The sequence below is a fragment of the Galbibacter kalidii genome (genome assembly GCF_026241135.1).
Classification (GTDB): Bacteria; Bacteroidota; Bacteroidia; order Flavobacteriales; family Flavobacteriaceae; genus Galbibacter.
Genome location: NZ_JAPFGA010000003.1, coordinates 98,083 through 118,152, shown reverse-complemented (window position 1 = coordinate 118,152; position 20,070 = coordinate 98,083). Strand labels below are relative to the sequence as shown.

Annotated in this window: 17 protein-coding genes; 10 read left to right on the top strand and 7 right to left on the bottom strand. The window is 39.3% G+C overall.

Annotation, left to right across the window (positions count from 1 at the left end):
* Position 1: 1 nt before the first annotated feature.
* The gene (locus OOZ15_RS04600) at positions 2-694 is read right to left on the bottom strand and encodes a LytR/AlgR family response regulator transcription factor (RefSeq protein WP_265954687.1); all 693 of its coding nucleotides are present in this window, start codon (positions 692-694) and stop codon (positions 2-4) included.
* Between the two features lie 209 nt (positions 695-903).
* On the opposite strand from OOZ15_RS04600, the gene rpsF reads away from it, so the two are divergent.
* The 6 genes from rpsF to hisS all read left to right on the top strand — a co-directional run bounded on the left by rpsF (position 904) and on the right by hisS (position 7,383).
* Positions 904-1,242 carry a 30S ribosomal protein S6 gene (rpsF, locus tag OOZ15_RS04595; protein WP_265954686.1) on the top strand — a complete coding sequence of 113 codons (339 nt, stop codon included), beginning with the start codon at positions 904-906 and terminating at the stop codon, positions 1,240-1,242.
* A gap of 5 nt (positions 1,243-1,247) precedes the next feature.
* Positions 1,248-1,544 (top strand): 30S ribosomal protein S18, encoded by a 297-nt coding sequence (gene rpsR / locus OOZ15_RS04590; RefSeq protein WP_265954685.1) that lies wholly within the window; start codon positions 1,248-1,250, stop codon positions 1,542-1,544.
* A 13-nt stretch (positions 1,545-1,557) separates the two neighbouring features.
* On the top strand, positions 1,558-2,013 hold the full coding sequence (gene rplI / locus OOZ15_RS04585; protein WP_265954684.1) for a 50S ribosomal protein L9: 456 nt from the start codon (positions 1,558-1,560) through the stop codon (positions 2,011-2,013).
* A gap of 112 nt (positions 2,014-2,125) precedes the next feature.
* Positions 2,126-5,302 carry a TonB-dependent receptor gene (locus OOZ15_RS04580; RefSeq protein WP_265954683.1) on the top strand — a complete coding sequence of 1,059 codons (3,177 nt, stop codon included), beginning with the start codon at positions 2,126-2,128 and terminating at the stop codon, positions 5,300-5,302.
* 160 nt (positions 5,303-5,462) lie between these two features.
* The gene (locus OOZ15_RS04575) at positions 5,463-5,933 is read left to right on the top strand and encodes a DUF6495 family protein (protein WP_265954682.1); all 471 of its coding nucleotides are present in this window, start codon (positions 5,463-5,465) and stop codon (positions 5,931-5,933) included.
* 79 nt (positions 5,934-6,012) lie between these two features.
* Entirely contained in the window at positions 6,013-7,383 is a 1,371-nt protein-coding gene (gene hisS, locus OOZ15_RS04570) for a histidine--tRNA ligase (protein ID WP_265954681.1), read from the top strand.
* Positions 7,384-7,683: 300 nt separating this feature from the next.
* Here the strand turns inward: hisS and OOZ15_RS04565 are convergent, their stop codons facing one another.
* A complete protein-coding gene (locus OOZ15_RS04565) occupies positions 7,684-7,896 on the bottom strand; it encodes a hypothetical protein (protein WP_265954680.1) in 213 nt (70 codons plus the stop codon).
* Positions 7,897-7,906: 10 nt separating this feature from the next.
* Positions 7,907-8,395: a DinB family protein gene (locus OOZ15_RS04560; RefSeq protein WP_265954679.1), complete on the bottom strand. Its 489-nt coding sequence runs from the start codon at positions 8,393-8,395 to the stop codon at positions 7,907-7,909.
* A 485-nt stretch (positions 8,396-8,880) separates the two neighbouring features.
* Between OOZ15_RS04560 and OOZ15_RS04555 the strand changes: the two genes are divergently transcribed.
* From OOZ15_RS04555 to OOZ15_RS04540, 4 genes are all read left to right on the top strand, one after another.
* Positions 8,881-9,837, top strand: coding sequence for a helix-turn-helix transcriptional regulator (locus OOZ15_RS04555; protein ID WP_265954932.1), 957 nt, complete (start codon positions 8,881-8,883; stop codon positions 9,835-9,837).
* A 145-nt stretch (positions 9,838-9,982) separates the two neighbouring features.
* Positions 9,983-11,167, top strand: a complete 1,185-nt coding sequence (locus OOZ15_RS04550) for a molybdopterin molybdotransferase MoeA (protein WP_265954678.1) — start codon at positions 9,983-9,985, stop codon at positions 11,165-11,167.
* A 181-nt stretch (positions 11,168-11,348) separates the two neighbouring features.
* Positions 11,349-11,792 carry a molybdenum cofactor biosynthesis protein MoaE gene (locus OOZ15_RS04545; RefSeq protein ID WP_265954677.1) on the top strand — a complete coding sequence of 148 codons (444 nt, stop codon included), beginning with the start codon at positions 11,349-11,351 and terminating at the stop codon, positions 11,790-11,792.
* 55 nt (positions 11,793-11,847) lie between these two features.
* Complete coding sequence (locus OOZ15_RS04540; protein ID WP_265954676.1) at positions 11,848-12,732, top strand: molybdenum cofactor synthesis domain-containing protein; 885 nt, start codon at positions 11,848-11,850, stop codon at positions 12,730-12,732.
* Here OOZ15_RS04540 and OOZ15_RS04535 read toward each other — a convergent pair whose 3' ends face one another.
* From OOZ15_RS04535 to OOZ15_RS04520, 4 genes are all read right to left on the bottom strand, one after another.
* Positions 12,733-14,175 (bottom strand): rubredoxin, encoded by a 1,443-nt coding sequence (locus OOZ15_RS04535; RefSeq protein WP_265954675.1) that lies wholly within the window; start codon positions 14,173-14,175, stop codon positions 12,733-12,735.
* A 10-nt stretch (positions 14,176-14,185) separates the two neighbouring features.
* Positions 14,186-17,707, bottom strand: a complete 3,522-nt coding sequence (locus OOZ15_RS04530; protein WP_265954674.1) for a nitrate reductase — start codon at positions 17,705-17,707, stop codon at positions 14,186-14,188.
* Positions 17,708-17,752: 45 nt separating this feature from the next.
* The gene (locus OOZ15_RS04525) at positions 17,753-19,177 is read right to left on the bottom strand and encodes an MFS transporter (protein ID WP_265954672.1); all 1,425 of its coding nucleotides are present in this window, start codon (positions 19,175-19,177) and stop codon (positions 17,753-17,755) included.
* 192 nt (positions 19,178-19,369) lie between these two features.
* Complete coding sequence (locus OOZ15_RS04520) at positions 19,370-20,026, bottom strand: response regulator transcription factor (protein WP_265954671.1); 657 nt, start codon at positions 20,024-20,026, stop codon at positions 19,370-19,372.
* Positions 20,027-20,070: the final 44 nt, after the last annotated feature.

The window sequence follows — 20,070 nt, the reverse complement described above, 5'->3', positions numbered from 1 at the left end:
ACTAAGAATTACTTAAAGCTTCTGAAAGTTCCTGCTTTTTGTTTCTGCTCAGTGGAATTTGCTTTCCGTTTACTTCTACATTTTTACTGTTGAATTTCTCTACTTTGTCAAGATTGACGATATACGATTTGTGAATTCTTAAAAAACGATCTTCAGGAAGCTGTTTTTCAAAAGACTTCATAGTAGACAGAATCACGATGTTGGCCTCTTCAGTAACCAATTTGATGTAATCCCCAAGCGCTTCTACCCAATTGATCTCGTTCAGGAATACTTTTCGCTTCTTCAAGTTGCTCTTTACAAAGATGTGTTCGTCATCTTCTTTATTAGCTACTTTCAGCTTAAAGTTATCCTGTGCTCTCTTTACAGAGGCTTCAAAGCGTTCTTGTGTGATGGGTTTGTGGAGATAATCTGTCACATCATAGTCAAATGCTTTAAGCGCATATTGGGCACTTCCCGTAATCAAAATGACCTGAGGTGGATCGCTTAAAGCCTCCAAAAGGTCAAAACCGTTGACTACTGGCATTTCGATATCCAAAAAGATAAGATCTATCTTTTGGTTTTTCAAACCATTCCTGGCCTCAATAGCATTGCTATATTCAGCCACGAGGTTGAGCATCGGGTGGTTTTTGATTAATCTGGCTACAGACATCCGTTGGATGCTGGAGTCATCTACTATAATACAATTCATTTTCATTACATCTAGGTAAAGAGGTTGGATAATTGACTATACAATAGTAGTGAAAAAAGGAAGGTGAAGCAAAGAATATGTTGTGAAACAGGGAAAATCTGTTGACAAAAGGGGGTTTTTACCCTTATTTTGTCGAAATATCTAGTGAGATGTTTGTAATTAAAATAATAAACTATACTTTTGCAGCCTTAAATTTAAAATAATTATTTCAAATTATGAGTCATTACGAAACTGTTTTCATTCTAAATCCCGTTTTATCTGAGACCCAGATAAAGGAAACAGTTAAGAAATTTGAAGATTTCTTAACCTCTAAAGGGGCAGAATTTGTGTCGAAAGAAGATTGGGGGCTTAAAAAGCTAGCTTACCCGATCCAAAACAAAAAAAGTGGATTCTACCACCTTTTTGAATTTAAAGTTGCCGGTGAAGCAATTGAGCCTTTTGAATTGGAATTTAGACGCGACGAGCGAGTTATGCGTTATCTAACTGTAAAGTTGGATAAACACGCTATAGCTTGGGCAGAAAAAAGAAGAAAAAAACTTAACGAAAAAGCTTAATCATTATGTCATCAATAGAGCAACAAGCAAAAGGAAAAAAAGACGGAGAGATCAGATATCTTACTCCGCTTAATATAGAGACCAATAAGACAAAGAAATATTGTCGTTTCAAAAAGTCAGGAATCAAATATATCGATTATAAAGATCCTGAGTTTTTATTGAAATTGGTTAATGAACAAGGTAAAATTTTACCTAGAAGGTTAACCGGAACATCGTTGAAGTATCAAAGAAAAGTGTCTGTAGCTATCAAAAGAGCTCGTCACTTAGCTTTAATGCCGTATGTAGCAGATTTATTAAAATAAAAGGAAGGTAACCATGGAATTAATATTAAAGAAAGACGTAGAAAACTTAGGTTTTAAAGACGATGTGGTAACTGTAAAAAATGGTTACGGACGTAACTATTTAATCCCACAAGGTCAAGCTATATTGGCTACCAGCTCTGCTAAAAAAGTATTGGCTGAGAACTTGAAGCAAAGAGCCTTCAAAGAGAAAAAGATTATTGATGATGCTCAAAAAATTGCTGATAAACTTAAAGATCTTGAGATCAAGATCTCTGCTAAAGCCGGTGCCGGAAATAAATTGTTTGGTTCTATAAGTAATGCTGACCTTTCTGCGGTCATTAAAAAAGAAGCAGATATCGAAATCGAAAAGAAATATATCAGCATCTTGGGAGGTAATGTAAAAGTTGCCGGGCCTTACGAGGCAACCATAAGATTGCACAGAGAAGTAGTTGTAGATTTTCCATTTGAAGTGGTAGCGGAAGCTAAGTAATCAACAATTATAGGTTAATAAAATATTAAGGCTGTCCAAAAGGACAGTCTTTTTTGTTTGTACTTTTGTGAGGAAAGCTAATTTATAACTTAAACACATTAACTTACAAAGGATGAACAAATTATATCTATTGGCATTGTTATTTGCAATAGCCATTAATCCGCTATTTTCACAGGTAACGACATCAAATATCAAAGGAGTTGTTACAGATACTCAAAACGAACCACTACCTGGTGCGAGTGTAGTGGCCGTACATACACCGACAGGGACCAATTATGGTACTGCTACTAATTTTGATGGAAGGTTTAACTTATTGAACTTAAGAGTAGGAGGACCTTATACCGTTACTATTTCTTACATCGGGTTTCAAACTCAGGAAATTACCGATGTTTATCTGGATTTAGGTCAAACCACTGATTTGGAACTTGTGTTGATAGATGATAGTCAGCAATTGGATGAAGTGGTGGTCACAGGTGATCGCTCCGGTACATTTGATGCCGACAGAACAGGGGCAGAAACTAATGTTGGACGAAGAGAACTTACACGTCTGCCCACGATCTCGAGATCAGCACAGGATTTTACAAGACTCGAACCCACCGCCAGCGGTAATTCGTTTGCGGGTAGGAACGATCAGTTTAATAACTTTTCTTTAGACGGAGCAGTTTTTAGCAATCCTTTCGGTTTGGATGCGGCAACTCCGGGCGGACAAACAGATGCGCAACCTATTTCTTTGGATGCGATCGATCAGATACAGGTTGCTGTGGCACCTTATGATGTGACACAATCAGGATTTACAGGAGCTTCGGTAAATGCCGTTACCAAGAGCGGAACCAATGAATTCTACGGAACGGTTTATGGATTTTTTAGGAATGAAGACCTTACCGGAGGGAAAATCAAAGGGGAAAAACTAATCAAACCTAAATTGGAACAGAACCAGTACGGTGTTAGTATTGGAGGGCCAATTATTAAAAACAAGCTTTTCTTTTTTGCCAATTTTGAAAAAGATGAGCGAACAGATCTCGGTACTTTCGGATTTGTGCCCAATAGCGGAACAGGTGCTGTAAACGAGTCACGAGTGCAGGAAGAAGACCTTATGACGGTTCAAAATGCTTTGGCAGGTTTAGGCTATGATACAGGAAGATATCAAGGTTTTACCTACGGAGCAGAATCGATCAAAGGGATTATAAAATTGGATTGGAATATCGATGATGATAACCGTTTGGCATTTATCTACAATTTTTTGGATGCCTCTAAGGAAAAACCGGCACACCCAACGGCAATAGCCCCACGTGGACCTAGTTTTGCTACTTTGCAATTTGAAAATTCCGGTTATGAAATCAATAACAGAATACAATCTTTTCAATTAGAATTGAACTCTACAATTTCTGATGCGGTAGTAAACAAACTGCAATCGGGATACACATATTTTGATGATTTTAGAAATCCGATGTCCACTCCGGCTCCGGTGATTACCATTCAGGATGGAAGCGGACAAAGTTATATTATCGCAGGACACGAACCGTTTTCGATCAATAATAAACTCGATCAGAAAGTGTTTCAGATCACTGATAATCTAAATTATTTTGTAGGCGACCATACCTTAACGGCCGGTTTTTCGATAGAGAAATTTGAGTTTAAAAACTCATTTAACTTAGCCGGATACGATAATTTTGCCCCTCCGTATTACGGAACCTTCAGTCCGTACCCTGATCTGGATACTTTCTTGGCCGATGCAGCAGATCCGGATGGAGCTTTGGTCAGAAATCTGGCATCTGCTCAAGCTGCACATGACAGTAGAAATGAAGCAGGAGATGGTAACGATGGTGGATGGAAACTTTCTGAGTTAAGCGTAGGACAACTTGCTTTTTATGTGCAGGATGAATGGAATTTGACAGATGATTTTAAATTAACATACGGGATTCGTTTTGACAAGCCTTTGTATTTTAATACTGAAGATCTGATCCAGAAATATATAGATACCGACAACGGGGCCAACAGAGATACCTCAATTCCGTATTACGACCCCGAAACAGGGGAAGAAGTATTTTTGTCATCCACAACATTGCCGGATAATAATTTCTTGATGTCACCGCGTTTAGGGTTTAATTGGGATGTGTATGGAGACAATAACTTTAAATTGAGAGGTGGAACCGGAATATTTACCGGAAGATTTCCTTTTGTTTGGTTAGGGAACCAAGTGAGCGGCGCAGACGATGGCTTTTTCCAACTTGTAGATCCGGATTTTAAATGGCCACAGGTATGGAGAAATAGCCTGGGAGCTGATTATAGATTTGAAGACGGTTTGGTTTTAACAGCCGATTTTTCATACACAAAAGATATCAATGGTATTCATGTACAAAACTGGGGATTAAGGGAACCAAGCCAAAACCTCAATGCTCCGGGAGACCAAAGGGCACTTTATACTGCTGATGACATGGGCAATAATGCCTATGTGTTTACCAATACTGATAAAGGTCGCGTGTGGAACGCTACTTTTAAAGCGCAAAAAACATTTTATAGCGGACTTTATACCAGCTTCGCATATAGCTACTTGAATGCAAAGGATGTCAACTCCATCGAAGCTGAAATTACCGGGGATGCTTTCGATTTTAACCCTGTGGTTGGTAATGCAAATAACGATGTACTGGCCTATTCAAAATATGGAGACACACACCGTTTTATCGGAGTTATCTCTAAACAATTTAAATATGGAGGTGATAAGTGGGCGACCACCATTTCAGCATTTGCCGAATATGCAAAAGGGGGTCGGTTTAATTATACCTACGGAGGAAATATCAATGGTGACAGCTCTTTCCAAAACAACGATTTACTCTATATCCCAACTACTGAAGAAGTACAACAAATGCAATTTACAGGAGATGCGACCCAACAGGCAGGACAAGCAGCAGCATTTGAGGCTTATATTCAACAAGATGATTATATGAGCGATAACAGAGGGAAATATATGGAGCGTTATGGAGCCTTAGCGCCATGGCGAAGCCGTTGGGATGTAAAGATCCTCCAGGATTATAATTTTAAAGTTGCCGGGGATAAAACTAATACCATTCAGCTGAGCATAGATATTTTGAATGTAGGAAACCTGATCAATTCAGATTGGGGGGTTATTGAACAGCCGAGAAGTTTAAATCCGATTTCGGTTACTGACATTGATGCCAACAATGTCCCAACATATTCATTTGATACAAGTCTGACATCGACATTCGGACCATTGTCTGATATCGCATCCAGATGGCAGGCACAAGTAGGATTACGTTATATTTTTAATTAGCCCACTAAGTGGGATTGACTTGACTGGCTGGTGGGAAGTTTTTCCGATGCCTGTCTTGTTAGTATTCAGTAAGCATCACAAATTTTATAAAGAAAGGCTATGCATAACACATAGCCTTTCTTATTTTTGCATACCTGAAAAAATATAAACAACAGGAGCATTGAAATATAGAAGACTTACAAAAGAACAATTGGAAGAAATGCACAAGGAATTTATCAATTTCCTTGCTACACAATCCATTACCGCAGAAGAGTGGGCGGACATAAAAAAGAATAAACCGGAGGTTGCAGAAGATGAGATCGATGTGTTTAGCGATTTGGTTTGGGAGGGAGTACTTACGAAGGTGAAGTATTTAGAGAATATTTCAGCTTCGGAAATACATTTGTTCCACTTGGGAGAGAAGGAGATGAAATTGATTGCGATTCGGGTGTCACAACCGGGTATAGACCTGACCACCAAAGAAGGTTTTTCCTGGTTTAGACAGAACTTTAAGACTGATACTGTCGAAATTATGACTGCAACCAAAGTATATTCAGAAGATAAAAACAAAGATAAGTTTGGATTGATTGAAAAAGGGGCGGTAATCACAAAAGGGGAGTTGTTCAATTATTTTGATGATATGATGCCCTAAGGCGAAGTAAGAAGGTAGAAATACGAAGTTAGAAGTTTTTCAAAATCCAACAACCAACAACCAGCAACAAACAACACAAATGGCACAAAAACCAGGCATACCAAAAGGGACACGCGATTTTAATCCGGAGGAAGTAAGCAAACGGAATTATATCATCAATACCATCAAAAAAGAGTTTGAGGTGTTTGGTTTTCTTCCTATCGAAACCCCGAGTTTTGAAAACTCCGAGACCCTGATGGGAAAATACGGGGATGAGGGCGATCGATTGATCTTTAAAATATTGAATTCGGGGGATTTTTTATCCAAAGTAGATGATGCTTTATACGTCAAGAAAGATTCCGGGGCTTTAACTCCAAAAATCTCCGAAAAAGCCCTTCGCTATGACCTTACGGTACCTTTTGCGCGTTATGTGGTGATGCATCAAAACGAGATCGATCTGCCGTTTAAACGCTATCAAATACAACCTGTGTGGCGTGCCGACCGTCCGCAAAAAGGACGTTTTAGGGAATTCTACCAGTGTGATGCCGATGTGGTGGGCTCTAAATCTTTGTGGCAGGAGGTGGAATTTGTTCAGTTGTATGATAAGGTTTTTAGTGATCTTGGCTTGAAAGGAGTGACCATCAAAATGAATAACCGAAAAGTTTTGTCCGGAATAGCTGAAGTGATCGGCGCCAAGGATAAATTGATCGATTTTACGGTGGCCTTGGATAAGCTCGATAAAATCGGGGAAGAAGGGGTGAAAAAAGAAATGTTGGCAAAAGGCATTGCAGCCGAAGCGATTGAGAAAGTAAAACCACTTTTCTCTTTTGAAGGGAGTAATGCTGATAAAATTGAAAAGCTGAAAGATCTTTTATCCACTTCAGAAGAAGGGATGAAAGGGGTAAACGAACTGGAATTCATCATCAATACGATTGATTCCCTAGGCCTGAATGAAGCAAAATTGGACTTGGATGTAACCTTGGCACGCGGACTCAATTACTATACCGGAGCTATTTTTGAAGTAGCTGCTCCGGCTGAGGTGAAAATGGGTTCTATAGGTGGTGGTGGCCGTTATGATGATCTTACCGGAATCTTCGGACTTAAAAACGTGAGTGGGGTTGGTATTTCCTTCGGATTGGACAGGATCTACCTTGTCTTGGAAGAATTGGGCTTGTTCCCGGAATCGGTGACCGAGAATACCAAAGTACTCTTTATTAATTTTGGGGAAAATGAAGCTTTGTATGGTATGAAAGCAATCAAAAAACTTCGTAAAAAGGGTATTAAAGCAGAACTTTATCCTGATAGCTCGAAGATGAAAAAACAAATGAACTATGCCAACAAACGAAGTATTCCGTTTGTGGTTTTGGCGGGCGACAAAGAGATCGAGGAAGAAAAATTCACCTTGAAAAATATGCAGTCCGGTGAACAAAAGTCCGTCTCGTTTGATGAGATGAAGGATATTTTGGTGTAAAACCCTTATGAATCCGATATAGATGTCATGCTGAGCCTGTCGAAGCACTGTTGAAGAGGTATTGGACTTCATCAATGAATGATACTTCGACAAGCTCAGTATGACATTTGAGTTTATAGTTTTCGACTCTTATTGAGATTCAAAACTTGATAAAAACTTACCCTTTTCATTTTTGTTCTGAGGATTCAATTAAATCGATAAATTCAATTTCGGGTTTTCCATCAAGACCTATTTCATCCCTTTCTTTTTGAAACTTAAGAAAAGAAGGAACATTCAGTTAAATTTATACTTCAAAATAAATCACAACTCTTCACAACTAAAACCGTATTGTTGTAAAGTCTGTATAAACTTGGCTGCTGAATTGTTCCAAGTTTCGACCCGGAAGATGTTGTCACAATCCTCCAGGTCAAAATTCCACCGTTCGTTTTTTTGAGTCAATCGGTTTAACGGATTTTGTAACCGGATGACATCTTTTTGATGATTGACATTGGTTTTGAAGACAAATACTTGCATATTCCCCGAATTATCTTTCCCAAAAGAAGGGAGGTTCAATATTAAGACTTCTTAAATACACATATCCTTGTCCGCGGTGATGAATCTCGTTGTCTATGAAATACAAAATAGACGATAGTACCGTACCTTCATATTGACCAAAGGATTTAATTTTCCTATGAAAATCTTCTTCCTTTATTTTAGGGAAGTATTCATCTATTGCTTTTGTGGTTTCATCCCAAGCTTTTAGAATGTTCTTTTTTTTATTCTGATGATCCAATTCCTCTTTTAACTCGGCGGTTTCTCCAGTAACGATTTCCTTGATACCGGGGGCTGCAATTCCTAATAACTCCATGGTTATTTCGGCGAAAGTACGCATACCGCCAATACTGTGTTCAAAGAATTCCTTTTCAGGAAAAGCTTCAATAACCCTTCTGGTGAGTCCACGATGTCCTTGCCAGTGTTTTAAAAGCTCTTCAGGTGTAATAACTGTTGCTGTTTGTGTGCTAGAATTTTTCATAATAAAAATTTTACTGATGTTTTTGATTTCTGATTCAAAATTAAAAGTGGGGTATGACAGCCCTATGTCAGTAGGAAAATAATCTTACAAATAAAATTTAAATTATTGTTTAAATGGTTGTTTTATAGTGTTTTAATAAATGATTTCATTAAAGAAAAACAATTTGAACATCCGTTTTTAGCCATAGTACTATTTTGAGCCAAGACCTGACAGGTTTCGCAAACCTGTCAGGTCTATAAGTTAATCCCTTGCGTTCATTTAAAAAGTCAACCATTATTACTAAAAATGGGAAATCAGGAAAAAAGCAAATACTGATGACACAAGGTTGTCACTGCTCGTGATTTACTTTGTGGTAAACAAAAAGTAAAATGGCATGGAAACTATAGTAAAACAAGGTGTATTACAAAAGTTAACAAACCCTGATGTCTTTTAAAGAAACATACTACCAATGGATGTCTTATCTTTGGAATATATGTCAATTCGTTATGAGTGATGATACCGTAAAACGTTTCGATCGAATTGTGTCGATTCTGATTCAGTTACAGTCTAAGAAAATAGTAAGGGCACAAGATTTAGCCGACCGCTTTGAGGTAAGCTTACGAACCATATACCGTGATATACGTACTTTGGAATCTTCCGGAGTGCCTATTGCGAGTGAAGCAGGAGTGGGGTATAGCATTATGGAGGGATATAGACTCCCGCCGGTGATGTTTACCAAAGAAGAAGCGGGTAGTTTTGTAGCAGCCGAAAAGTTGATGGAACAATTTACCGATGACTCATTGGGAGGGTATTTCACTTCAGCGATGTACAAGATCAAATCGGTATTGCGGGGTCATGAAAAGGATTGGATCGATGCTATTGAATCGCAAATAACCATCAATCCTGCACAAAATCTTTTCAATAAGAATATTCCCAATGCATTAGAGTCTATTATGGAGAGTATTGCTGAAAAGAAACAGTTATTTTTAAGATATCAATCACTGCGCGCCGAAGAGCCTACGGATAGGGCCATTGAGCCTGTCGGGCTTTTTCATGAAAATAATTATTGGTACGTCATGGGATATTGCCATTTGCGTCAGGATTACCGTCAGTTCAGGACCGATAGGATCCAACAAATAAAAACAACCCAAGATCCTTATATAAAAGAACACCCGCCTTTGGAAGAACTTCGGACAAAGAAAGAAGATAAACCAAAGACTAAAATTGTTATCAGGATTGATAAAGAGATATATCGTTATATTCAGGGAAGTAGTAAATATTTTGGACTGACCTCTAAAGAAAATATTGGTGATGAAATGGAACTTACCTTTTTAACTTCAGATATTGAAAATGGTTTCCCCAGATGGTATCTTATGTTTGCAGATTACGGAACTATTTTGGAACCACTTAGTTTAAAGACACGTATAAAAGAACTCATTACAGAAGTCTCAGAGCGGTTGTGAGATTTACCACAGACACACATAATTTTAAAATGATATTAGTGCATTCGTGGCTTTTTGATAATAAAAATACGTACAAATACGTAATTTAACTCAATAAAATTTAACTTTGCTTAAAATTAATGAACTTATCAATAAGTTTGTTTAGATGAAAATCGGAATGATAGCAGTAGAGGAAGCATTAAACATAATTAGCAAGCATGTAAAAACCAATACGGTTCAAAAGGTCAAATTAATTGATGCTTTAGACGCTGTTCTTGCTGAAGCTGTTTTTTCTCCTATTCCCGTGCCGCCTTTCAGGCAGTCGGCTATGGATGGTTATGCCATTAGATATTCAGAAGTGAATCAGTATAAAATTGTAGGCGAAATAAAGGCAGGGGATAACAAAGACTTTCAGCTGAAAGAAGCGGAAGCGGTTCGCATTTTTACGGGAGCCCGTGTCCCCGATAATGCCGATACGGTGATTATGAAAGAGCATGTTGAGTCGGATGGAAATAGCATTGAAGTCAACAGAAATAAAATCAAAAAGGACAATATCCGGAAGAAAGGGGAGCAGGTGCAAGCGGGAGCGGTTGCTTTAGAAAAAGGGGCTTTGCTGAACAGCGCTGCGATCGCTTATTTATCCGGTTTGGGAGTTGCAGAGTTGAATGTTTACAAAGACTCAAGAGCGGCGATTTTGATTACCGGAAACGAACTGCAAGCTCCGGGAACGCCCCTTGAGCTCGGAAATATTTACGACAGTAACTCCATTATGCTGAAAACATTGCTGAAAAAAGCAGGGGTAGATATTGTGGATATTTTTTTTGTTGAAGATACCCTAAATGAGTCCGTTGATGTGGTTAAAAAAGCAATAGAAAAGTACGATATAATCGTTGCTTCAGGAGGAATTTCAGTAGGAGATTATGATTTGATGAGGGATTCTTTTGAAAAGAATGAGGTTGAAGAACTTTTTTATAAGATCAATCAGAAACCGGGAAAACCAATCTATTTTGGAAAAAAAGAAGACACTTTGGTCTTCGGACTTCCGGGGAATCCGGCCGCTTGTTTTATCAATTTTCAGGTGTATGTAATTCCTGCTTTGTTTTTGCAGATGGGAAAAGAAGAGTTTGTTGGTTTCAGATCAATAAAAACTGCTAAAGAACTGGTAAACAGCAGCAATAAAGCCTTGTTTTTAAGGGGGCGTAAAGAAGATAATAACATAGTTGTTTTTGAAAATCAAAGTTCGGCCATGTTAAAAAGTCTCGTCAATGCTAATGTACTGGTTTATGTTCCGGAAGGGATAAATAAAATTGAAAAAGGAGAAGAAGTTCGTTATTTGGATATTCTTCAGTAAATTTATAGTCAACAACCTCGGGGGAAGCCTGTCTGCCGACAAAGGTAGGTCCGCCAGTCATAATTGGAAAATCCAAAAAAACATTTCGGCGCAAGCCTGTCTACCGATAGGCAGGCCTGCCTGACGGTAGGCGGGCGTCGGAGCATTATAAATCTCACTTGGTGAGGAAAACAAGAAGTAGATGAAAAAGAAGAAAAAACACAATGTTTTTATGGAAGGAGCTATTCCTTCAGCATTTATAGCAGAATCCATAGCAAAACACCAGACAAAGCACAGCATAGGAGCCCATAATATCTTTTTGGGACAGGTAAGAGCTGATGAAATTGACGGAAAAGAGGTCACGGCTATTGAGTACACGACCTATGAAAATATGGCTAATGAAAAGTTGTATGAAATAAGGGAGAAAGCTTTTGAGAAGTTCGATTTAACGTGTATGCACATCTATCACAGTTTGGGCAAGGTGGATGTCGGGGAGGTCTGTTTCTTTGTTTTTGTTTCGTCAAAAAGGCGAAAAGAAGTGTACAAAGCGACGGAAACCATAGTGAATATGGTGAAAGATGAGGTTCCTATCTTCGGAAAGGAGATTTTTCAAGACGAAACCCATCAATGGAAAGTGAATAGTTAAAATATATTCAAAGTTTAAAATTTAAGGTTCAAGGGTTTTTAACCGTCAACAAAAAATGGATTTATCAAATCATATAAAAACAGCGCGGACATCCATTGCGGAAATAAGCCTGAAGTTAAGTGAAAAAGCAGTTTCTACATTGAGTGTTGAACTCTTGGAGTCTGCAAAAAATGCAGCTGAATTGGCAGTGAAAAGTGCGTCGACAAGTATTCCCGGAGCCTATCCGTCTTTGATCGATCATATCGCTGTTGATAGTGAACAGAAAGGAAATGGTTTAACGTTCAAGGTTACGGCAAAAGCCATTCATAAAACAGATTTGAACGTAGAAGCCATGTACGGAGCATCGGTAGCCGGACTAACCGTTTACAATAAGCTGAAGAAATTGGATGTTATTGCCGAGATGGGTGCTGTAAGGATTGTGACTAACAAAGGCGGACAGAAAAGCTTTAAGCGGATGTACACTTCCAATTTGACTGCTGCTGTAGTGGTTTGTTCCGATTCGATTTCTGCAGGGAAGAAGGAAGACGCGGCCGGGAAAGCGATTATTGAAAAGTTAAAACGTTGTGATGTTAAGGCTGATCATTATGAGGTCATTCCTGATCAAAAATCAATAATTGCGGAAAAAGCAGTTGAATTGTCAAAAGACCATCATTTACTTATTTATACAGGTGGAACCGGTTTGTCCCTAAGAGATGTAACCCCTGAAGCACTCCGACCATTACTCGAACGGGAAATTCCGGGAATAGAAGAGGCTATCCGTAGCTACGGACAAGAACGTGTGCCTTTTGCGATGCTTTCGCGTAGTGTTGCAGGAACGATTGGAAACTGTTTAGTGCTGGCACTTCCGGGATCCACCAATGGAGCAAAAGAATCCATGGATGCTATTTTCCCTCATGTTTTACACCTGTTTAAGATTTTTAGAGGGCAAAGGCATGATTAACTATTTCACCTCTTTGACCAACGTCATATGCTTTAAGTGTTCTTTGGAAGCTTCACATAAGGAGCAGTGATAATCTTCCGGGAGGCTTTCAAAAGGGGTATTGGGAGCAATGTTTTGGGTTTGGTCACCATAAGAAGGGTCGTAGATGGTCATACATTCGGTACACTGGTATACATCGACCTCTATTTCTTTTTTCTTCTTGGTTTCTTTTTCCTCTTTTTTTGTTTCTTCGCCTAAGGAGTTGAAGTACATCTTACTGAGCTCCATCAACAGCCCCGGAAGTTCTACCTTATCAACATCCTGAACATGGGTGATATATTCTATGGTATTCGGGTCAAAATCCTTTGCATACAACAAATTGTAGGTGTCGCGTATGGTGAAATCACCTGCAACTTCGGGTTGTTTGTTTTTTTCAATAACAATGGAGGTGAAATAATAAGCTTGTCGGGTGTAGTCGGTTATTCCGAAAGTGAGTCCGTAGGTACTGATATCATTTTGATCAAAATTGGCGACCAAATACCGCTTGAGTTTCAAAGCATCTTTGTTGTCTACCGGCAAGTGCCAGTTCAACTCCAACATAGAGTGGCGGACATTTATTCCTCTTTTTCCCAGAAATTTTTCCCATTTCAGCTTGAATTCAGCCTGAATTCCTTTGATAATAAACGATTTCCACGGTGTGATACACACCTTCCCTATTTTACATTCGGCGCAGAGGTCGCACATGGCTTTTAGGAAATCGAGGTCATATTCATTGTTTCTCCAATAGAGTCCCAACCAATATTTATCGAGCCCTATTTTGTTCATTCCTTCATAATAAGGAAAGGGATGAAAAGGAACATCTAAAGGGGTATCGACTGTCCTGTTGTTAGTGTCGATGGCGTCGTTGATCAATTCGAAAACCATTTCAATGGTTTCGGGTTCCTCTTGCAAGAGATTTTCGATAGCAATTGATACATCTGCAATGTCCCAACTGTATATCAAAGCCGGATACATGATGGTTTTTTCCCAATACGGCAATCGCACATACAGATACCAGTAATCCTCATGTGTGGAGGCGATAAAATTCAAATGACCGGTAAAAAGTGGTACTAAACGCTGTTTGGGATCCGAAATATTGATTTTTAAAACTGGGTGGTGCCTGAATTGTTCTAGAATATACAAATATCGATCGCCAGTAAGCCATGAAGTGTTCGGGAAAATGTCAGCAGCAACATAAGAGCAAACAATATTATCGGTTCCTGTTTCATTGGGGGCTATCCATTCAAGGTCGTTGAATTTGGACAGTTTTTCCTTTTCTACCTCTTTTGAAAAAAGGATGTCTTGACGCGAACCGAACGAAATGGTTTTTAAACCGGAACTTTCAGCAGCTTCAGCGATGGATTTTAATTCTCCCGGAGAAAGTACTCCGCCTTTAACGATCAATCTGTATAATTCCTTTTTCATACCTTAATTTTTACGCCAATACTTCTTGGCTTTTCAGGACCTCCCTTACTTCGGTTTTACAACTTCCACACCCGAGTCCGGCACCGGTTTGTTTACACAATTCGGTAAAATCCGTACATCCTTGTTGAATGGCTTCTTCTAAATTTCCTACGCCTACGCGGCTACACGAACAAACGAGTTCTCCCAAGACCGGTTTTGAATTGGATGTTCCGCGGAGAAGCGTTTCCCTCTTGTCAGAGAGCTCCATTTTGCTCTCGATCATTTCTTTAAATTCGGCAAATTCATTCTTGTCACCCATCAAAATAGCCCCAACCAGAAGATCGTCTTTGACGATACACTTTTTGTAGTACCTTTTGCTTACATCAGTAAAAATGATTTCTTCATAACTGTTGTCATTTTCAGGAAACTCAATATCACCAATGCTACACAGGTCAAGGTCGTTGAACTTCAAAATATTCATCAAAACAGAACCTTTGTATGAACTACTGATATCCCCGGCAATGAAATGAGCAAGGATATCGGCCTGTTCTTCAGCTGCGGAAGTAATTCCGAATAAACGGTTATTGAACTGCGCAATCTCACCAATAGCAAAAATAGAGGGATCGGAAGTTTGTAAGTGTTGATTTACTTTAACGCCTCTTCCGTATTTCAAGCCACATTGTTTAGCTATCTCTATGTTAGGTTGTGTTCCTATAGCATATACAACGGCATGAGCATTGATAATTTTACCACTTTTTAGGGTAATGGAGAGGTCGTTGTTTTCTTCATCGTCAAAAACGGTACTGACTTCATTATCAAAATAGATCTGAACTCCTCTTTCCTGAACGTTCATCGCCAGAAGCTTACTTGAAGTGATATCGAGCTGGCGCTCCATCAAGCGGGAAGAACGTTGTATGATCGTGATTTTTACCCCTTGATGTTTTAATGCTGCTGCCAATTCCAATCCTAGGAGTCCACCACCAACAATGGCAACATGCTGTTGTTCTGTAGGCAGATTGGTATTGTCTAAATGCTTTTTAAATCGATCGGCATCATTTTTACTTCGTAAGGTAAATCGACCCGGAAGATTCAGTTGTACGTCCTTTGGAACAAAAGCCCGGCTTCCCGTAGCCAGGATTAGTTTGTCATAAGAATGGATATCGTTATGATTGTCTGTTATGGTTTTATTTTTCCTGTCGATTTCGACGATGAACGTCTCCGGGTGTATATCGGTTTTGAGTTTTTCGAGTTCTTTTTTCTTTATTTTTTGTAGCTGATCCCAAGAGAGTTCTTCGGTTACATATTCAGGGAGCAACACCCGATTGTAAAATGGATGCGCTTCTTTAGAGAACACATGGATTTCATCTTCTGAATCGTGATCCCTATAATTTTGAACAAACCTAAATGCTGCCGCGCCAGCTCCGACAACAAGGATTTTCTCGCTTTCTTTCTTGTATTTGGCAACCGATACGGCTGTGTACTTAAAATCAGGCTCTTTCGATTGTGGATCAACAATATTGTTGGTAAGGTTATTGACACGGTTCAAATCGCTGTTCAACACTTTTCCCCAATGCATTGGAATAAAAATGACACCTTCGCGTACATTTTTGGTTACTTTGGCCCGAAGTCTCACCTCACCATTCCGGCTTTTTATCTCTGTGACATCTCCGTCTTTTATATGATGGATGTATGCATCTACCGGATTGATCTCCAGAACAGGTGTAGGGTAGTGGGTATGCAATCTCGATACCTTTCCTGTTTTGGTCATGGTATGCCATTGATCGCGTACTCTTCCCGTTGTTAAAACCAAAGGATATTCACTATCCGGTTGTATGGAAGCGTTCTCTGTGCTGTAGGGCACATTGAAAATTGCTTTTTGTGAAGGCGTATAAAATTTGCGGTCTTCAAATAGGCGGGGAGTTCCCTGATGTCTGTATTCATTGACAGGCCATTGAATGGTGCCCTCGTTCTTCAGTCGGTCGTAATTCAAAAAAGAAATATCGATATTGGTTCCTTTGGTCATATCGCAATATTCCCTGTAGATCTCTTCAGTAGAGTTGTAATTGAAACCTCGATATCCCATCTTATCGGCAAAGTCACATAAAATCTCCACATCGGCTCTTGCTTCACCCGGAGCATTCAGCACTTTTGGCAAGTATGAGATCCGACGTTCAGAATTGGTCATGGTCCCTTCTTTTTCCAACCAACCGGCTGCCGGTAGAAGAAGGTCTGCTACTTTGGTGGTATCTGATTTATGGGAGATATCCTGAACGACAACAAATTTAGCGTTCTTTAATGCTTTTTCTGCTTTTCTAACATTGGGCATACTCACAAGCGGATTTGTACAGACGATCCAAACTGCTTTTAATTTCCCTTTTTCCAAAGCGTCAAACATTTCGGTGGCTGTATAACCAGGTTTTCCTGAAATACTGTTAACACCCCAAAACTGTGCGACTTCTTTTCGGTGTTCCTCGTTTAAAAGATTTTTGTGTACCGCCAAAAGGTTGGCCATTCCACCGACTTCACGTCCGCCCATAGCGTTGGGCTGTCCGGTAAGGGAAAAAGGTCCGGAACCGGGTTTCCCCACTTGACCTGTGATAAGTGAAAGGTTCAGTAGTGCAAAATTTTTATCAGTCCCCATCACACTTTGGTTAAGCCCCATGGCCCACATACTGATAAAACCTTTGGACAAGCCGATCATATCTGCAGCTTTCTTGATGTCTTTTTCTGAAACACCACAAATTTTTGCCGCTTTTTTAATAGGAGTTGATAGGATTTGCTCCTTATATTTTTTGTAATTCTCTGTGTGTTGTTTGATAAAATCGGAATCTATCAATCCGCGTTCTATCAATCGTCGTCCGATGGCATTGTAAAGAATGACATCGGTACCCGGAATAATCTGTAAGTGAAGGTCAGCAAAATTGGCTGAATCTGTTTTGCGGGGATCGACCACGACAATTTTTACGTCGGGGTTTTCTTCTTTGTGTTTTTCAATCCTTCGGAAGAGAATAGGGTGGCACCATGCTGGATTTGCTCCTGTGATCAAAAAACAATCTGCCAATTCAATATCATCATAGGCGATGGGAACAGAGTCTTCCCCAAATGTTTTTTTATAGCCTACAACAGCCGAACTCATACAGAGACGGGAATTGGTATCGATATTATTGGTACCTATAAAACCCTTTGTAAGCTTGTTGGCGATGTAATATTCTTCTGTTAAACACTGCCCGGAAACATAAAAGCCAACACTGTCCGGACCGTATTTTTTTATAATCGATTTGAAAACTGAAGCGGCCCTTTCCATGGCATCATCCCAAGAAACCCGTTCCCGAGGGTGAGACTTGCTCCATCGCATCTCGGGATATAAAATTCTGTCAGAAGTATCGTTGGCCACATAATGCAGGTTCATTCCTTTGGAACAAAGCATTCCCTTGTTTACTGGATGGTCTTTATCTCCTTCCACATAAACTTTATTTTCGGCATCCTTTTTTACAACGATCCCACAGCCTACACCACAATATGAACAAGTGGTTTTTACTTCTTTTTTCAACACCTTGTGTATGTTTTAAATATCCTTATTCCTTTTATAAATTTAACCCTAACTATTGACGGTAACAAATTCTCCTCGGATTTCTTTAAGTTCTCTCTCGGCATTTTTTTCATCTTCAATCGAAAAGCGAATGGCTAAAGCAATTAGTCCGGTAAATACTACAAAGAATCCAATGACCAAATATCCACTGGATACAGCATTTGCAGCAGCTTCAGACTGTGCAACTTTTACTGCAGTCTCCCCTAAACCTTGACTTTCTACAATAGCTGTTTTTTCCGCTACGGCCGATTTGGACTTTAAAAGTAAAGCGGCCAAAAATGCACCGACATTACCACCGGCGCCTACAATACCCGAAATAGAACCAATCGCCTTTTTATTGATAAAAGGGACTACCGAAAAAGTAGCACCTTCAGCCATTTGAACGCTCAAACTAAATAAAATGAGAAATATGACACCCAGTGTCAAACTTGTCATCATCGAAAAAGTCGATAAAATGATTCCTTCAAGGGTTAAAATAGCAGCGAGAAATATAACCCGGCCACGTAGCCCTTTGAGTTTTCCGGATTTATCACCAAAAAACCCACCCAGGGTACGCGCAAAAATATTCATCAGCGCAAAAGAGAGGACAATATTTCCGGCGGTAACCCGCTCCAACTGAAAAGTGTTTTGAAGATAATCGTCCATAGTACCGTATACGGTCAGTTCAATGCCAAAACAAGCGGCATAGACGATAAACAATATCCACACTCTATAATCTTTAATGGCTTCTGAAAAACCAACTTGGTCTTTTTTGAGATTCGGAACCTTTTTTCCCTTTTCTTTCAAGTTTTTGAAGTTTCCTTCAGGGGTGTCTTGGGTAAAGAAATAATAGACAATCCCCATAATAAAACATACAATCCCGGCAATCACCATGGCATAGCGCCAAGCTTCACTTTCTGCTACTCCAAAACTAATTACGGCAGCAGCGATAAGTGGCATTCCCAATCGGTTGGCACCGCCACCCAAGTTACCCCAACCTGCTGATGTAGCATTGGCTGTGCCCACAACATTGGGAGCAAACATTAAGGAGGTGTGTACCTGTGTGATCACAAAAGAGGCACCAATAAAACCAATAAATAGCCTGCAAATAAGAAATTGAAGCGGTGTTTGTACCAATCCGCTTAAAATAACCGGAATGGCTCCGAGGGTTAACAGCCATGTGTAACACAGCCGTGGACCGTATTTGTCACACAATTTACCTATGAGTAAGCGCGCAAATACAGTCCCCGATACTGCTAGAATAACCGCATTCCATTTTTGGCTGGGGGTCAACCCTAAATCTTTTATAACATCAGGCATGAAAGGCACAATGCCAAACCATGCGAAAAAACACAAGAAAAAGGCAAAGGAAGAGATCCAAAACGTTCTTATAGGAGTGCTTTTTATAGCCTTTAAATTTAATTTAGTTGCTTTAGTTTCTGGAGTTGTTTGCATAATACTTAATATTAGTGATGATAAAATTAAGTATTAATACGTATTAAAAGCAAATTTGAAGTAAGTATTTTAGTGGAATTATCAAATCGAAATTTTAAGCAATTTTAATTAATAGATTGATAATTAATCCCTGTTGAAAATAATGAAATATTGATTCTTACGGAGAAAGTTTAAGCTTGTAGGGAGGAAGTTTTATACCAGATTGTGAGTTCTAGCTTTGTTGGCCAATTCTATTTGATTTTTCACTCCCAACTTCTTCATCAGGTTAAAACGGTGTACTTCGGCAGTTCGTTTACTGATCTTTAATTCTTCTGCAATTTCTTTATTGCTTTGCCCTTTCAAGACGTGTGATAATATTTGCTTTTCTCGTTTGGTGAGGTGGAAATCATTAATGGGTTCCTTCTTTTGTGGCTTGGCAGGTTTCCCATCAACAAAATTATTGATGATGATAGAAGAGATGTCGCCTGTAAAATATTTACCTCCGTCGGCAATGGTGTGTAGTGCTTTAAGGAATTCTTCTTTACTCGAACCTTTCAATAAATAACCATCGGCTCCTGCTTGAATAGATTGAATGACATATTCTTCTGAATCGTGCATGGAAAGTACGAGTGCTTTGACTTCCGGAGTTGTTTTTTTGATTTCTTTTACTACTTCAATACCGTTTTTTTCGGGCATTCTTATATCAACAACAAGGATATCGGGTTTGCTTTTGGCAACTACTTCTACAGCCTCTTTTCCGTCTGAGGCTTCGTCTATAACTTTGATGGACTTGTCGTTTTCCAACAAAGATTTGACTCCGTCCCTAACCAAAACATGGTCGTCTGCTAATATGATGTTGATCGTGTTCATTTGGAATTTGAATATCTAAGTACTAAAGTAAGGAATTTTACGTA

Coding starts and splice junctions, on each gene's coding strand:
- OOZ15_RS04600 (WP_265954687.1), bottom strand. CDS start 694: ATGAAAATGAATTGTATTATAGTAGATGACTCCAGCATCCAACGGATG.
- rpsF (WP_265954686.1), top strand. CDS start 904: ATGAGTCATTACGAAACTGTTTTCATTCTAAATCCCGTTTTATCTGAG.
- rpsR (WP_265954685.1), top strand. CDS start 1,248: ATGTCATCAATAGAGCAACAAGCAAAAGGAAAAAAAGACGGAGAGATC.
- rplI (WP_265954684.1), top strand. CDS start 1,558: ATGGAATTAATATTAAAGAAAGACGTAGAAAACTTAGGTTTTAAAGAC.
- OOZ15_RS04580 (WP_265954683.1), top strand. CDS start 2,126: ATGAACAAATTATATCTATTGGCATTGTTATTTGCAATAGCCATTAAT.
- hisS (WP_265954681.1), top strand. CDS start 6,013: ATGGCACAAAAACCAGGCATACCAAAAGGGACACGCGATTTTAATCCG.
- OOZ15_RS04565 (WP_265954680.1), bottom strand. CDS start 7,896: ATGCAAGTATTTGTCTTCAAAACCAATGTCAATCATCAAAAAGATGTC.
- OOZ15_RS04560 (WP_265954679.1), bottom strand. CDS start 8,395: ATGAAAAATTCTAGCACACAAACAGCAACAGTTATTACACCTGAAGAG.
- OOZ15_RS04555 (WP_265954932.1), top strand. CDS start 8,881: ATGAGTGATGATACCGTAAAACGTTTCGATCGAATTGTGTCGATTCTG.
- OOZ15_RS04550 (WP_265954678.1), top strand. CDS start 9,983: ATGAAAATCGGAATGATAGCAGTAGAGGAAGCATTAAACATAATTAGC.
- OOZ15_RS04545 (WP_265954677.1), top strand. CDS start 11,349: ATGAAAAAGAAGAAAAAACACAATGTTTTTATGGAAGGAGCTATTCCT.
- OOZ15_RS04540 (WP_265954676.1), top strand. CDS start 11,848: ATGGATTTATCAAATCATATAAAAACAGCGCGGACATCCATTGCGGAA.
- OOZ15_RS04535 (WP_265954675.1), bottom strand. CDS start 14,175: ATGAAAAAGGAATTATACAGATTGATCGTTAAAGGCGGAGTACTTTCT.
- OOZ15_RS04525 (WP_265954672.1), bottom strand. CDS start 19,177: ATGCAAACAACTCCAGAAACTAAAGCAACTAAATTAAATTTAAAGGCT.
- OOZ15_RS04520 (WP_265954671.1), bottom strand. CDS start 20,026: ATGAACACGATCAACATCATATTAGCAGACGACCATGTTTTGGTTAGG.